14 protein-coding genes and 1 pseudogene are annotated in these 15,759 nt (G+C 31.1%); 5 read left to right on the top strand and 10 right to left on the bottom strand.

Annotation, left to right across the window (positions count from 1 at the left end):
* The 3 genes and pseudogenes from DK442_RS24160 to DK442_RS24150 form a co-directional block, all read right to left on the bottom strand.
* Nucleotides 1-184: pseudogene (locus DK442_RS24160) on the bottom strand (hypothetical protein); the annotation flags it as partial.
* A 92-nt stretch (nucleotides 185-276) separates the two neighbouring features.
* Nucleotides 277-1,149: a type IV pili methyl-accepting chemotaxis transducer N-terminal domain-containing protein gene (locus DK442_RS24155; protein ID WP_109438492.1), complete on the bottom strand. Its 873-nt coding sequence runs from the start codon at nucleotides 1,147-1,149 to the stop codon at nucleotides 277-279.
* Between the two features lie 42 nt (nucleotides 1,150-1,191).
* On the bottom strand, nucleotides 1,192-1,551 hold the full coding sequence (locus DK442_RS24150) for a hypothetical protein (protein ID WP_109438491.1): 360 nt from the start codon (nucleotides 1,549-1,551) through the stop codon (nucleotides 1,192-1,194).
* A gap of 450 nt (nucleotides 1,552-2,001) precedes the next feature.
* Here DK442_RS24150 and DK442_RS24145 point away from each other — a divergent pair, with 450 nt between their 5' ends.
* Complete coding sequence (locus DK442_RS24145; protein ID WP_109438490.1) at nucleotides 2,002-2,811, top strand: hypothetical protein; 810 nt, start codon at nucleotides 2,002-2,004, stop codon at nucleotides 2,809-2,811.
* A gap of 4 nt (nucleotides 2,812-2,815) precedes the next feature.
* Entirely contained in the window at nucleotides 2,816-3,475 is a 660-nt protein-coding gene (locus DK442_RS24140) for an alpha/beta hydrolase (RefSeq protein ID WP_109438489.1), read from the top strand.
* 136 nt (nucleotides 3,476-3,611) lie between these two features.
* On the opposite strand, the gene DK442_RS24135 is transcribed toward DK442_RS24140, so the two are convergent.
* From DK442_RS24135 to DK442_RS24125, 3 genes are all read right to left on the bottom strand, one after another.
* Nucleotides 3,612-4,202, bottom strand: coding sequence for a YdeI family protein (locus tag DK442_RS24135; protein ID WP_109438488.1), 591 nt, complete (start codon nucleotides 4,200-4,202; stop codon nucleotides 3,612-3,614).
* 26 nt (nucleotides 4,203-4,228) lie between these two features.
* Nucleotides 4,229-4,624, bottom strand: coding sequence for a hypothetical protein (locus DK442_RS24130; RefSeq protein WP_109438487.1), 396 nt, complete (start codon nucleotides 4,622-4,624; stop codon nucleotides 4,229-4,231).
* A gap of 162 nt (nucleotides 4,625-4,786) precedes the next feature.
* Complete coding sequence (locus tag DK442_RS24125) at nucleotides 4,787-7,186, bottom strand: TIM-barrel domain-containing protein (protein ID WP_109438486.1); 2,400 nt, start codon at nucleotides 7,184-7,186, stop codon at nucleotides 4,787-4,789.
* A 322-nt stretch (nucleotides 7,187-7,508) separates the two neighbouring features.
* Here DK442_RS24125 and DK442_RS24120 point away from each other — a divergent pair, with 322 nt between their 5' ends.
* Complete coding sequence (locus DK442_RS24120) at nucleotides 7,509-10,373, top strand: esterase-like activity of phytase family protein (protein WP_160114333.1); 2,865 nt, start codon at nucleotides 7,509-7,511, stop codon at nucleotides 10,371-10,373.
* A 110-nt stretch (nucleotides 10,374-10,483) separates the two neighbouring features.
* Here the strand turns inward: DK442_RS24120 and DK442_RS24115 are convergent, their stop codons facing one another.
* Together DK442_RS24115 and DK442_RS24110 are read right to left on the bottom strand one after the other, a co-directional pair.
* On the bottom strand, nucleotides 10,484-10,981 hold the full coding sequence (locus tag DK442_RS24115) for a hypothetical protein (protein ID WP_109438484.1): 498 nt from the start codon (nucleotides 10,979-10,981) through the stop codon (nucleotides 10,484-10,486).
* Between the two features lie 3 nt (nucleotides 10,982-10,984).
* Nucleotides 10,985-11,746 (bottom strand): MBL fold metallo-hydrolase, encoded by a 762-nt coding sequence (locus tag DK442_RS24110; RefSeq protein ID WP_109438483.1) that lies wholly within the window; start codon nucleotides 11,744-11,746, stop codon nucleotides 10,985-10,987.
* Between the two features lie 167 nt (nucleotides 11,747-11,913).
* On the opposite strand from DK442_RS24110, the gene DK442_RS24105 reads away from it, so the two are divergent.
* Nucleotides 11,914-13,362 carry a nicotinate-nucleotide adenylyltransferase gene (locus DK442_RS24105; RefSeq protein WP_109438482.1) on the top strand — a complete coding sequence of 483 codons (1,449 nt, stop codon included), beginning with the start codon at nucleotides 11,914-11,916 and terminating at the stop codon, nucleotides 13,360-13,362.
* 71 nt (nucleotides 13,363-13,433) lie between these two features.
* Here the strand turns inward: DK442_RS24105 and bcp are convergent, their stop codons facing one another.
* Nucleotides 13,434-13,883 (bottom strand): thioredoxin-dependent thiol peroxidase, encoded by a 450-nt coding sequence (gene bcp, locus DK442_RS24100; protein ID WP_109438481.1) that lies wholly within the window; start codon nucleotides 13,881-13,883, stop codon nucleotides 13,434-13,436.
* A gap of 159 nt (nucleotides 13,884-14,042) precedes the next feature.
* Here bcp and nth point away from each other — a divergent pair, with 159 nt between their 5' ends.
* Complete coding sequence (nth, locus tag DK442_RS24095) at nucleotides 14,043-14,711, top strand: endonuclease III (protein ID WP_109438480.1); 669 nt, start codon at nucleotides 14,043-14,045, stop codon at nucleotides 14,709-14,711.
* Between the two features lie 235 nt (nucleotides 14,712-14,946).
* Here nth and DK442_RS24090 read toward each other — a convergent pair whose 3' ends face one another.
* Nucleotides 14,947-15,531, bottom strand: coding sequence for an RNA polymerase sigma factor (locus DK442_RS24090; protein ID WP_109438479.1), 585 nt, complete (start codon nucleotides 15,529-15,531; stop codon nucleotides 14,947-14,949).
* Between the last annotated feature and the right edge of the window lie 228 nt (nucleotides 15,532-15,759).

Below are 15,759 nucleotides of genomic sequence, written 5' to 3'. Positions count from 1 at the left end.
ATCCAAATTTTAAACGCGAACGTTGTTGTACAAATAATCCTGCATCAACTCCATCTGGTAAAAGGCTTCCAAAACCATTTAAATATTCTAACCGAGGCCTGATATCTGCATCAATACTTAATTCTTGTGCATAATTTTGAATTATAGTAAAAATCAATACTATTAAAGGTATTTTTATTTTCATATTTCTATATTTTAGATTGAAGATAAAAAAAATACGTACCATTATGATTCATAATAAATACGTATTTTCTCTTACTAAATTAACACTTAAAATTACAATTTAACCTTTTCGTATAAGCTGGTTACAGCATTAAATGCTTTTGTAAGTTCATTACTAATTCTGTACATATCAGCAGGCTTAATCCCTTGTTTAAATAGCTTATCCTTGTTAGATTTAACCTGATCCCATTTTGACATTGCAACTCCTAATTTCTCATCTATTCGTGTGTTATTAAAATTTGAGATTAATAACATGCTAATAGCACCATCCAATTCATTATATACATTCTTTAACATTTGCTCAGAATTTTTATCTTTTATTGTAGGTTGATTCGCAAAATAATACAACGCCAACCTTTGAGACAACATTCGTTGTCTACCGGCCATATTGATAATTTGTTTTAATTCTGTATCTTCTTCTCCTAAACTATCGTCTTCTAATAGAGATTCCTGACTATTATTAGCTCCTTTAGACTCAACTATAACAGCAGAAACCACATTATTCGAAGCTTTTAAAAGATCAGTATTCATATCAATAATTTTCTTTGCATTATCATAATTAGGTGTAGTTTCTATCAACTTTTTAAATTCTTTCCAGATTGATTCAACTGTTGCTATTCTATCCTTGGTAACTTTATAGCCAGAGTTTTGTAATAAGATACTATTTTGTTTTTCAAAAATCAATTTACTGGTTAGTAAATCTCGTTTTGCAACAGCATCACTTGGGTTTTCCACAATATATAAATATGCTTTTGCTATTTTTTGACTAAGCATTCGCTGTTTCCCTGAGATATTTACTGCTTTATTAAAGTTTAACATTCCATAAGAATTGCTTTGTTGGGCAATAATAGTATTTGAAACTGGCATCATTATTCCTATAAAGAATAGTATTACCATAAATTTGAGTGTAAAAATTTCTTTTTTCATGTAATTGAATTATAAGGTTATTGTAATTTTAAATTTGGGGTATTAATACTCTTCTAGAGCAAATGTTTTAACTTTATTATCTGAAGATAATCCGAGAACTAAAACAGAGGATGCATTTTCGAATTCTGTTAAATACCTCCTATTTCCATCTTCTTCTACTAAAAGAGTAGATTCACTCATAGTACCTTTTGAAGCGTGGTTCTCCTCAATAAAACTTTTTACTTTATCCAGAGAAAATGTTGATTGTAAATCAGCTGAGAAAACGCTAAAAATTTTATTAGCATCTTTAGCATTATACCCTTCAGATATAGTGGTTATTATGGTTTGATAATCATTGTCGGTTTGCGAGAAACCAAATTGCACAAAACATAAGAGCACAATTGTATAGGTAATTTTATTCATAAGATATTGGGGTTAATGATTAATATTTTACATATGTTTGAATGTACTATAGTACTTTTATTAGGGTCTAAATTAAATTAGATATAAGTAAAAAACACTTATAGTAGTTGAAATACCATTTTCTTCCTGTCAAATACCTTCTTAAGAAGATAATTGGATAATTTATAAGCCTGTTTTTTTCTATAAAAGCCTGTGTGAAGTCTTAAAAACATATTGAACTGAAAATCAATATGATATCAATATATAAAACAATTATGGTTAAACCATAATAAAATTACGTTTATACATCAAAAATTAACATGTGTTTATTAATGCAATTAACTGTAAAACATACATTTAAAACATTTCAAAGCAGTAATAACAACTAAAAATTAACATTATTTCATTTTTTGTTAAATAATAAACTTTAAACAAAAAATAGTATCTAAATCAATCAGTATATTTACTTTAATGAATTTAATCGTAAAAATTATAGTTAAGATTCTTATCATAATCTTGTTAACTGTTACCACACAAATAGGAGGAATTATTTATCTATGTACGGACCTATTGTTTTTAAGAAAAAAAAATAGAAAAAAAGCGATTATAAAAACAATCACATTTTTTTCTATATATACTTTTGTTACCTTTTTAATCCTTCCTTATGTAACTCCTCTTTTTGGAAGAGTAAAAATTAAAGATTCGTCAACTATAGAAGCACATACTTTTTTAACTAAATTCTTGAATAGAAATTATGTAACACCACAATTACAAAATGCACTACAGCAAATTGCTCATTCATTTGAAGAATCAAATCCAGAAATCAAATTAGTATATCTAGATGCTAATTTTCCTTTTATTGATAATTTCCCATTACTTCCACATCTTAGTCATGATGATGGCAAAAAAATTGACATTTCGTTTATTTATAAAAACCAAGAACATCATATAGTTAATAAAAAACCTTCTATTAGTGGATACGGAGTATTTGAATCTCCTACCAAAAATGAACATCAGCAAACCACAATTTGCAAACAAAAAGGATATTGGCAATATGATTTTACTCAATATTTTACTTTCGGAACAGTAAACAAGAGTCTAAAATTTTCTAAAAAAGCTACAAAAGATTTACTTTTGGCAATTGTAAAACAAAAACAGGTCAGTAAGGTGTTTATAGAACCTCATTTACGATATCGTTTGGGCATACAAAGTCCTAAAATTAGATTTCAAGGATGCCGGGCTGTAAGACATGATGACCATATACATCTACAAATAAGATAAAACTATGCAAACCCAATCACTTTCTCTATATCATATTATCCAGGCACCATCAATCAAAAAAGAAAAAACCCCAGTGTTATTTATGTTTCATGGATATGGAAGTGATGAAAATGATCTTTTTTCTTTTGCAGCAGAATTACCTGAAGAGTTATGTATCATTTCGGTTCGTGCTCCGTATCCTATGCAGCCATATGGAAATGCCTGGTATGCTATCTATTTTGATGCTGCTCAAGGTAAGTTTAGTGATGACAAGCAAGCCATCGAATCCAGAGATAAGATTGCTAATTTTATTGATGAAGCTGTAAATGCATATGATTTAGATTCAGATAATGTTACTCTTCTTGGGTTTAGTCAAGGTACTATTTTGAGTTATGCCGTGGCACTCTCCTACCCTCAAAAAGTTAACAATGTAATTGCTCTTAGTGGATATTTGAATGAAGACATATTAAAAGAGGGATATAAATCTAATGATTTTTCCAAGTTAAACTTGTATTGTTCTCATGGTAGCGTGGATCAGGTTATCCCTGTTGATTGGGCTCGTAAAGCTCCTGTCTTACTTAAAGAATTAGGGATAGAAACTTCATTACATGAGTTTCCTGTAGGACATGGTGTTGCTCCGCAGAACTTTTATCAGTTTAAGGAATGGCTGAGTACATTGATCTAATGCTTATTATAAATCAATAATAATAATAATAATAATAATAATAATAAGGTAAGTAATATAAAGGATTGAGATTCCAGCAAAAAGAACAGTATAACTTTACTATTCAATAATAAACGAAAATTTCATGATTTAATAATTATCTATATTTATCATTTAGCCCTATTCCCCTGTTAATCATAGGAATAATTTTTTCAAGCCTTGATAATTTTGTAGCTTCTCGTTTTGCAGTAGCAATATATTCTACATATTCTTTTTGTTTAAAAGGAGTTAATTGCTCAAAACATTGTTTAAAATCTGAATCTGATTTTAATGCATTGGATAATTCCAGAGGAAATTTTACATCTTTTGATTTGGTTGGTTTAATTTCTTTTCCATCCTTCTGATTTTGAATCGCTTCTTGTATATATTGAAGCACCAGATCTTTATCAATATCATTTACACTATTAAATCTCCATTGTCGCAGCCCTTTAGTTTTTCCTTCTTGAGCGTTTACCAATGCATTAGAAACATCCTTAAGAAATACCCCTTGAAAAAACCAAATACCCACATAAGATTTAAAAGCACCTAAACCTATTACATTTTTATTGTTAATCGTATATACAGGAGCTCCCCATTTTATAGTTTCCTTCAATTCTGTAGAAAGCGCTATACTTCTTAGAACCTCTAAAGCCTCTTTCCAATTTTTATTTTTTATAATGAATTCTTCTACTGATTTATTTTTTTGCATGACTTAATGTATACATCAACCCTACTTTACTTTCTTCTTAATGTTGAAAAAGCTACGACTTCATTCTCATTTAATATATAGTAACTAAAGCTAATATGATTTTCATCTACTTTAGTGAGTATAACTTTCCCTTTTTCTATACAGGCATTGGTGTTTTCTATTATTAATTCAGAAAAAATAGCTCTACCATTAGAATAGTCTATCAATTCCCAATTTCCATTACATTTAAGACTAGGATATTCTATATTAAATAACTTTTTAGTGGCATTAATATTTAGATTAATAGACCAGGTATAAGTTTCTTCAAAATCTAATTGACATCCAACGCCTTCCCATTGACCATTGAGCCATAATATATCATTAGATTTACACCCCGTTAGGCTTAGGGCAATAAGCAAAAAAAGTATATTCTTTAGTTTCATTTTGTGTTATATAATGTTGAGTTACTAAGTTGATTAAGTGCCTTAATATACTATTTTATATATAAAACCAAAGAAATTTTATCTCTTCTCTAATATAACAAACCTTATAATGTATTATTCATAAAAAACTGATAAATTATAGTATCCTAAATTACAGTAGTACTACAACAAAATATTCATGTTTTTAGTTTCAGCAGAATTCCAGTTAAAAGATAATACTACCGTTTTATCTTCTTCACTCCAATCAAAAGAAATTGATCTATCATCTATCTTAACTGATTTTGGTTTTTCATTAATATTATGTATAACTAAAGAAATGTTTCGATCACTTGATGTATAATTTATTCCTTTTTTTGCAGATAGATAAATAGATAACTCCCCTGATGATGTTTTACTATCAAATTTTAATATTTCATATTTTCCATTTTCAAAAGCCATAGGTGTTTTACCATCATCATCGTATAATGTCCCAAAACTCTTTTTGACCATACTATCATAGTAAAAATGTAGTACTAAATCTTTGGTAGAATATTTATCTGTGGTTAAAACAGGTGCTACCATTGGAATAAAAGCGCCTCCTTTTACAAATACGGGAATATGATCTTTTGCTACGTTAACAGTTTTATATCCTCCCCCTTCAAACTTTTCTCCTGTAAAAAAGTCATACCAATTTATTCCCTTTGGAAAAGGAACATCCATAGATGCTATTCCGGGTTGTATAACCGGAGATACTAGAAAATCATCTCCCCATAAATACGTAAAACTTAGTTCTAATAGTTCTCTATCATTAGAATGTTCAAAAAACAAAGGACGCATTAAAGGCATTCCTGTTTGATTATTATTAAAAGCGATCGTATAATTATAAGGTAACAAACTATATCTAAGTTCAATACTTTTCTTGGCTAGAACTTTTGTTTTCTTATCATGAAAAACAGGCTCTGGAGCAATATGTTCTTGTGCGTGGGGCCTGAATATTGGTTGAAACACACCATATTGTAACCAACGTGTATATAACTCAGCATCAAAAGTTTCTCCACCAGCAAATCCTCCAAGATCAGAATGCATATATCCCATCCCCTGCATTCCCATCTGAAGCGCTATTTCTGTTTGTGGTTGTAATCCTCCCCAAGTTCTATTTACATCTCCAGACCATGGTATCATACCAAAACGTTGTGATCCCGAATACCCTGCACGCATTAATATAAAAGGACGCTGATCTGCAAAATCTTTATGATATCCTTCTTGTATCATTCTCGCCCAATCATGACCATATATATTATGGACTTCGTCTGCACTTCCTACGGCATGTTGTAAATCTGATGGGTGCACCTCGGGTTCTCCAAGATCTCCCCACCAACCTGCTACACCAAAATCTTTAACATGCTCTTTGTAAATATTCCAAAACCATTCTTTTCCTTTGGGGTTATAAATATCAATAATTCCTGTATTACCAAAGTAAAAATCATAGGTAAAAGGTTTCCCTTCTATATCAGTTCCTAAAACTCCTTTTGACGCTGCTTCATCCCATTTCTTAGAAGATGTTAATACAAACGGCTCTGTAATAAGAACCGTTTTAACGCCATTAATCGCAAAATCATTAATCATTTGTTTTGGATTGGGAAATGAGTCTTTTAAAAACTCAAGATTTCCCATATGCCCTTTAATATCTTTTCCAAACCAATAAATATCTAAAATTACAGCATCTAAGGGGATACTATCTTTTGCAAATTTTTCTACGGTCTCACGAGTTTCTCTTTCAGAATGATACCCAAAACGACTAGCAAAATTTCCAAAAGCCCATCTAGGCGGTAAAGGTTGTTTACCTGTTAGTTCTGTATACTCATACATTAAATTTTTCCAATCATCTCCAGCTATTACCTGATATGTTTTTCGTCCGTCTATTGTTTCGTACCCAAGTGTATTATCTTTTTCACTATCAATATCCAGAAACCCAATAGGTGCATTATCAAAATGTACTGCATATATCTTAGAAGAAAGCACTAAAGGCATAGTAAAATTCATTAATTCTGATTGGGTTTCATATCCATAATGAGCTTTATTGTATAATTGAAGTCTTTTACCTCTCCTATTCATTCCAACTACTCTGGATCCTGCTCCATAAATTACTTCGTCTTTATCTAAATTAAAGTTTAATATTTCTAAAGAATCTGTTTTTACGTATCCATCTTTTTCAGATATTAATTCTTTCCCTTTGTAGGTGTATGAAATATGAAATGGTTCTTTAGTAATATGAATATCAATACCATTAGTATTAATGGTCAAAATACTATCACTATCAACAATAGCTGTCTTTGTTAATCTGGGTTTCAAAATAACCGCATGAGATGTAGAATCAAATGTTTCTCCTTTGGGGATAAACGAAGTTTCTATAATTTTATCTGAATAGATTTTAAACCTATATTTTCCATCTTTTTTATAAACTTCTATATATCCATTTTCATTCTTATAACCCTGATAAGATCCTTCATATTTTTTTTTACATGAAATAATGGTTGACGCAACTATTATAGAAACTGCAAAATGTAGAAACTTGATATTCATCCTTGACGTATGTTTTCTTAAATATATTGAAATCAAATATAATTTAATCCTCTTAGAATACTCCTATAACCCCTTACCCTGCTTGAGAATTATTGAATTTTCATCAAAATTCAATTTATGTAATAAGAATCACAATATATCACTACAACGTTTTCGTACAAGTTCCTAATTTAGTTTTCATGTTCATCCTGGGTATTACACAATCATAAAACAGCTAACCTTATCCTAAACATTTGTTTAAAGAAGATAAACGATTTGGTAATATACAGCGCGTAATTTTATGAAGTCATTAACCAAATTAATCTTAAACGTAATACACATCATGAAACGTCATTACCAAATCATTTCAAAAACGACATACTATACACTATTAAGTATCTTATGTATCTTATCGTCATCACTTCAAGCCCAAAACTCAAAAAAAGAGATTATAGAGAAATCTCAATTCGAGATTCCTACTGATAACAATTACAACAAGAAAATGATTCCAAAAGGAACTGGTAAGTCCTTTACCAACTTTGGAGACATACTGATCTCAAGAGCAGTTTTGCCTGCTGCCAGCTTCTCTGAAGGCCCTTCCTCAGGACAATATATAAACCAAGGATTGATCAATCAACAACCAGTTCCTTTTTTAAACAAACAACCTATACAAGGTTTTTCTGCCGTTCTAAACAATTTTGACAGAACCTTTACCGTATTGTCTGATAACGGTTTTGGTAGTATCGAAAACTCGGCAGATTATCATCTACGTCTTTATAGAATACAACCAAAGTTTAAAAGTATTATTGCGCATAACGATGGTGGAATTGACGTACTAGACTTTATAGAATTGCGTGATCCCAATCATTTGATACCTTTTGCAATAACTAACCATTTTAGTGATTCCAGAATCCTTACCGGCGCAGATTTTGATATAGAGTCTATACAAAGAACGGCTAACGGCGACTATTGGATTGGTGATGAATTTGGTCCTTTTTTGCTACATTTTGATAAAAATGGGATTTTATTAGACCCTCCCTTTTCTCTTCCTGATTTTGATAATCCAGGAAAAGAACTTCGTGCACCACAAAATCCATATAGTGAAGAATTTAGTGCACTTCGTGTTATGAACGCAATGAGATCACATGCAAAAGCAAACGGAAGTAAACCACCAGTGATGTCCCCATGGTTTGTCATGTTGGATGATCAAAATTCTAATACAAAGGTTGAAAGTAGAGAAAACCCTCCTACTGGACTCAAACAAGCTTCTAGCGAATTATTTAATGTTTCTTCTTTAAATCGAGCAGGACATCAAGTAGTAGTATATACCGTTAATGATCTAGAAAACATGAATCTTCTTCTCGATCAAGGAGTACAAGGAATCATTTCTGATCGCCCAGATTTATTATTAGAAGCGATACAAAATTTTGATAAAAACAAAGATGGTCAACCGGATTATATAAATGCAGATGGTTTGATTGATGTAAAGTTGTTTGATGCACAAGGACACAGAGGCTCACGAAATCTACGTCCTGAAAACACATTACCAGCCATGGAGGCCGCTTTAGATTTCCTTATGCCTACTCTCGAAACTGATTGCGGAATTACTCTTGACGGAGTTCCTGTTTTGGATCACGATCCACATATTGAAGCTGCAAAAACCCGTAAAGTCGATGGTACTCCTTATGAATTTAACGATGAAGTATTAGTAAAAGATCTCACATTAGATCAAATTCAAACAACATTTATTGCTGATAAAATATTAAATGGAAGACCTGCTCAAACCAATGATCTTTCACTGTCCCCGGTTGCAGTAGCATTTTCAAATCAAAAAGAGCTTGTTGATCCCTATATTATGCCATCGTTACAACAATTATTTGATTTTGTTGACTTTTATATTGAATATTATAAAAACGGACCTGGAGCATCAGATCCCGAAGCAATGAAACGTTGGATGAATGCATCCAAAGTCCGTTTTAACATCGAAACCAAAATCAATCCAAGAACAGACACTGATGATCGTGGAGATGTTTTTGCCGATAGAACGGTCGATCCTGAAACTTTTACTAAAGTCATAGCAGATGTTATTGTAAAAAATAACCTTACCGACAGAGCAGATATACAAAGTTTTGACTTTAGAACATTATTAATTACACAAAAACATTATCCTGAGATACGAACCGTATGTTTATTTGGTGATTTCCCAAAGGTTGGAGATGCTGGAGATGGAACAAACCTACAAGATCAAAATGGACAAAATACGCCATGGTTAGCTGGATTATATTGGCCTTATCGTAATACAGAATTAGATACACCTTTCCGTGTAAAAGGTAGTGGTGGTTTTGAAGGACTGGCACTAAGTACAGATAAAAGAACGTTACTTCCTTTGCTGGAAAAGCCTTTACAAGGTGCTGATAATAATAATCTACTTATTCATGAATTTGATTTAGAAAGTAAATCATATTCTGGTAAAAAGTTTGAATATCCTTTAAATCAAAAAGCGACCGCAATAGGAGACTTTATTATGTTTAATCGCAAAAGAGGTTTAATCATCGAACGTGATGGTTCACAAGGGGATCTAAATGGTTTTAAAGCCATATATGAGATAGAATTAGATGAAAATGAAGAATTGGTAGAAAAAAGACTTAATGTAGATCTTCTTAAAATTAAAGATATTCTTAGAATTTCTGAACCTGGATTGGATGGTGATATCGGAATAGGAAGAAATTTTGCTTTTCCTTTTGTAACTATAGAAAGCGTGGTCGTTTTTAATCCGTTTTTGATTGGAGTACTAAATGATAACAATTATCCTTTTAGTATTGGTCGACATGTAGGTACAGGACTACCTGATGATAATGAATTTATTCTTTTATGGCTTGATCAACCCTTAGGAAGGTCATGGAATAGACTAAAAACAGAAGAAGAAGATGTCATTTCAGAAAACATTAAAGTGTATCCTAATACATTTAAAGAGCAAGTCACGTTTTCAAATATAACTAATGATAACAAGAATGAAGTATCTATTACCATTTATGACATACGAGGTAATCTAGTCCGAAAATTAGTTAATCATAAAGAAAGTGAAGGGAATTTTAATTATACCTGGGATGGATCATCAGATAATGGATCTTTAGTTTCACAAGGAACTTATATCGCTATAATAGATGTAGACGGAAAACTGACTAAAAAGAAATTATTAAAAAAATAGACAACATACCTTAACCAACTTTCTTATCACACATTACAACAAACCAAAAAAAGCTACCTGATACCAGGTAGCTTTTTTAATATATTATCTGAAATTTCTTACTTTTTAAACTAGTTTTTAGGATATAAAAATGATTTTTCAACTTCAAAATCCACCACTCCATCTTTTCTAACCTCATAAGTAATAAAAAGCTCTCCCCAATATACACCATCAGTAAAATCTGCTATGATCCATTTATGATTAAGAAGTCTTACTTTATTAATAGCCATATTACCTTCCATCCCAACAAACGGAATTATTGGGTTATCTTCCCCTGCTTTATTTTGACTAATTATCTGATCTCCTATAGTTAGAGCTAATTTATTTGCATCATAACCCATTTCTTCAAAATACGCAGCTGCATCTTCGTTACTTTCTAAAGAAAAATAAGTTAAATCTAAATTAATATCCACAAGTGAATCAAAAGCTACTTCTTTTTTGGTAATCTTAGCTTTTAAATTATCAATCTTTGTATCATAGGACTCTTTTGCCTTTTTAGCATTCATAAATTGAAAAAGAATAAATAATGATGCAAAAATAAATAGGTATAAAAAAATCTTACTCTTCATGTTTTAAATAGTTATTTTTAAGTTATCGTATGCTATATACACATTTTGGGGCAATAGTTTCTCTACTTCTGCATGAAACCCTAACATATGACTAATATGAGTTAGATATGCCCGATCTGGTTGGATATCCTCTATGAACTCTAGAGCTTCTTCTAAATTAAAATGAGAATGGTGAGGTTCTATCCTAAGTGCATTAACAACCAATACCTTAACTCCTCTTAATTTAACTCTTTCTGCTTCTTCTACAGTTTTTACATCTGTTAGATATGCAAAATCTTTAAAACGAAATCCAAAAACTTGTAATCGGTTATGAAAAGTATTGATAGGAACAACATCTAGATTACCCAATAGAAAAGGAGTATTATCTAATTCATTTTCTATAACACTTGGTGCTCCAGGGTATTTATTTTCTGAAGCAAAAATATAATCGAACCTTACTTTTAAAGCTTCCATAACTCTTTTGTGGGCATATATTGGGATATCACCTTGCCTAAAAAAAAAGGGACGTATATCATCCAATCCCATGGTATGATCAGCATGCTCATGAGTAAAAACAACACCATCAATTCTTGAAACCTGATTAGATAGCATTTGTTGTCTAAAATCTGGTCCGCAATCTATTACATAATTGTATTTGTCCCAAGAGACAAGTACAGAAACCCGAAGTCGCTTATCTTTGGGATCATCACTTAGACATACAGGATGATCACTTCCTATAATCGGAATTCCCTGTGAGGTCCCAGTACCAAGAAAAGTTACTTTCATAATTATGATAAACTACAGCAAATGTACTTATATTTTTTTGGCAAAAATTGTAGGAATATATTAATTCTTTTTAACGACTTTTTAAAATGTAGAAATTTCACATTCAAACTTTTTTAATACTTATGGTATTAGTACCTTTACATTAAACAAAAAAAGCCCTTTTTACTATGCCTATTAAGATAATGGGAGATAAAGAATTTGAATCTGTCCCTTCAATAAAGAGTAAAGCTTTACGTATTAACCTCAATCAAAACATCTACGGTACTTTTGCAGAAATTGGTGCTGGTCAGGAAACTGCGCGAAATTTTTTCAGAGCAGGTGGCGCTTCAGGTACGATTGCAAAAGCCATGAGTGCTTATGACAAAGATTTTAGTGATGCAATTTATGGTATCGAAAATGATAAACGTTATGTTACTGAAGCACGGTTAAAAAAAATGCTTAAGCATGAGGTAAAACTTATCGAAGAAAGGATTACTCGCGAAAAACATCCAAATAAGTTATTTTTTAGTTATGCCAATACTGTAGCGACTATTGATTTTGCAAAAAAGTACAAAGGACATGGTTGGGTTGGTATTCGTTATCAGACGGTTCCTAATGAAGAGTATAATGAAATTACACTGCATATTCGATTCCATGAAAATGATGCTAGATTACAGCAAATGACTCTTGGTGTATTGGGTGTGAATCTAATTTATGGTGCTTATTATAAATATGATAACCCAAAAAAATTATTACGTTACCTGTATGATCATTTGGATAAAGATCAAATTGAAATTGATACTATAAACTTTTCTGGTCCCCGCTTTACAAAAGTAGATAATCGTTTAATGAGTTTACAACTTGTTAAAAATGGGATGACCGAGGCGGTTATGTTTGGTCCTGATGGAAATAACATATTACCTGCCGCGATTTTATATAAGAAAAACATATTAGCCCTTCGTGGGAGTTTTAGACCTGTTACCAAGGTTAATATGGACATCTATAAAAAATCACTCAACATGTTTTTGAGTGAGAATAAAGTAAAAAAAGAGAAAACTGTAGTTATTTTTGAAATCACTTTATCCAACCTAAGAGCAGAAGGAGAAATTGATGAAGAAGATTTTATGTCAAGAGCCAGATTATTATGTTCTCTTGGACAAACGGTAATGATTTCAAACTTCAAGGAATACTATCGTATGGTTGAATACTTCTCTAATTATACCAAAGAGCGTATGGCTTTGGCTATGGGAGTGAACAACCTGGTAGATATTTTTGATCAAAAATACTACATGCACTTAAGTGGAGGGATTTTAGAAGCTTTTGGAAAACTATTCTTCAAAGATCTAAAAGTGTATCTATATCCATTAAAAAATCATGAAACAGGTGAACTTACAGATAGTGATACTCTTAAGGTACATCCTCGTATGAAAGAATTATACAAATTCTTTAAATATAATGGTAAACTGCAAGATATTACAGATTACGATCCATCTATCATGGATATTTTCTCCAGGGAAGTTCTTCAAAAAATCCAAGAAGGAGAACCTGGTTGGGAAGATCAGTTACCTGAACTTATCCCTGAAATGATTAAGGCAAATAATTTCTTCGGATATAAAACCGTAGAATCTGTAGAATAAACAATTAAGATATTTTAAATAAAAAGCAGCATTAATAGAGATTATTAATGCTGCTTTTTTATATATTTTAATTATAATATTTGCGCAGTATGATCTTTTGTTTTTACCTTGAGTATTACTTCTGAAATAACACCGTTTTCATCAATAACAAAGGTGGTGCGGTGGATTCCGTCATACTCTTTTCCCATAAATTTCTTAGGCCCCCAAACTCCAAAAGCCTCAATAACTTTTTTATCCTCATCGGCTAGTAATGGATAAGGTAACTCGAACTTATTTTTAAAATTTTGTTGACGCTTTGCACTATCTGCGCTCACTCCAAGAATCTCATACCCTTGATTTTGAAAAGTTTGATAATTATCTCTTAGATTACACGCTTCTGCCGTACAACCAGGGGTACTTGCTTTGGGATAGAAAAAAACCACAAGCTTTTTTCCTTTGTAATTATCCAAGGTAATCGTATTTCCGTCCTGATCTAATGCTGAAAAATTAGGAGCTTTATCTCCTGCTTGTAATGTGGTCATTGTTCTATGATTTATATGAATTAAATTTTGTTTAAAGTTTCTGAATAAAGATAAAACAAAAATAACGATATCGTTTCAGTTTTATAAAAATTTTAATGATTATCCTCTATTATATTCGATTTATAATTTAATACTTTAGCATAAAACAATTTAGGCAATATGACCAAGCAGGAAAAGATAGATTTTACAATTAAAACGTTACAAGAATTATATCCCAGAATTCCTATTCCACTCGACCATAAAGATCCTTATACCTTATTAATTGCAGTATTAATGAGTGCACAAAGCACCGATGTTAGAGTCAATCAAATTACTCCTTTATTATTTGATCGTGCAGATAATCCATATGCAATGGTTAGGCTATCTGTAGAAGAGATTAGAGAAATTATAAGACCCGTTGGTTTAAGTCCAATGAAATCTAAAGGAATACACGGATTATCGCAGATTCTTATAGATAAACATAATGGCGAAGTTCCTCAAAGCTTTGAAGCATTAGAAGAACTTCCTGCTGTTGGACACAAGACTGCAAGTGTTGTTATGTCACAAGCATTTGGAGTACCTGCATTTCCTGTTGATACTCATATCCATAGATTAATGTATCGTTGGGGATTTACCAATGGCAAAAATGTAACACAAACAGAAAAAGATGCCAAACGTTTATTTCCAAAAGAATTATGGAATGATTTACATCTTCAAATCATTTGGTATGGACGAGAATATTCTCCTGCTAGAGGCTGGGATCTTGATAAAGACATCATCACAAAAACTATAGGTAGAAAAACCGTTTTGGATGAATATTATAAAAGTAAAAGGCCCATTAAAAAATAATGGGCCTTTTATAAGTTTAGTTTAAAATCGTTTCAAATTTAAGGTTATTACACTCTAAAACTTGTAATGATTTTGAATAGCTTAAGAGAAAATCAATTGTTTTTCTGCTAGGTACTAAATGTTTTTCTTCTTTTGAAGACTTAAAGTAAAATTTTGCCATATTATATAATCTTAAATATTAGGGTTATTTAAAATTATAACGCGACAAATTAAACTTTATTGCATCAATACGTTATTAATTTGTTAAAACAATATTATTTTTTTCAATTACTTTTCTTAGGTTAATTAATGCATACCTCATTCTACCAAGGGCTGTATTAATACTTACACCTGTTTTATCAGATATTTCCTTAAAACTCATATCTCGGTACATACGCATAACCAGAACTTCTTTTTGATCTTCTGGTAATTCTTGAATTAAATTACGTAAATCCTCTTCTACCTGATCTTTAATTATTCTTTTTTCAGCATTAAGATCTCCATCACTTATCACAGAAAAGATGCTAAATTCTCCATTATCTTCAAATTTTGGCATTCTATTTCCTTTTCTAAAATGATCAATGACCAAATTATGAGCAATACGCATTACCCACGGTAGAAATTTTCCTTCTTCATTATATTTCCCATTCTTTAATGTTCTGATAACTTTTATAAAAGTATCTTGGAAAATGTCTTCTGAAACATCTCTATCAAAAACTTTAGAATAAATAAAACTGTAAATACGCTGCTTATGTCTTTCTATTAGAACAGATAAAGCACATTCGTCTCCTTTAATGTAGTTATTAACCAGAACTGCGTCTGTTAGGGTGTAATTCTTCATACCTTAATTTAATTTTAGTACCAACAAGCTTGGGGCTCGTGCTATGTTAAACTTAAAAGTAAAGGTATGCTATAGGCAGTTTCGTTTTAGATTTATGGTTTATTTACAGGGGCTAATATAGTAACTATCATTGAATATCAAACAATTTCTTGTTAATTTTTTTAACTAAACTTTCATTTGACATAGGTTATAATACTTGTTTTGTAATCATTATCTTTGCGCTCTTAC

It is taken from the genome of Aquimarina sp. AU119, assembly GCF_900312735.1.
In the GTDB taxonomy this organism is placed as follows: domain Bacteria; phylum Bacteroidota; class Bacteroidia; order Flavobacteriales; family Flavobacteriaceae; genus Aquimarina; species Aquimarina algiphila.
Note: the sequence above shows the minus strand (reverse complement) of the source record. Positions and strands in the feature narration are given on the sequence as shown.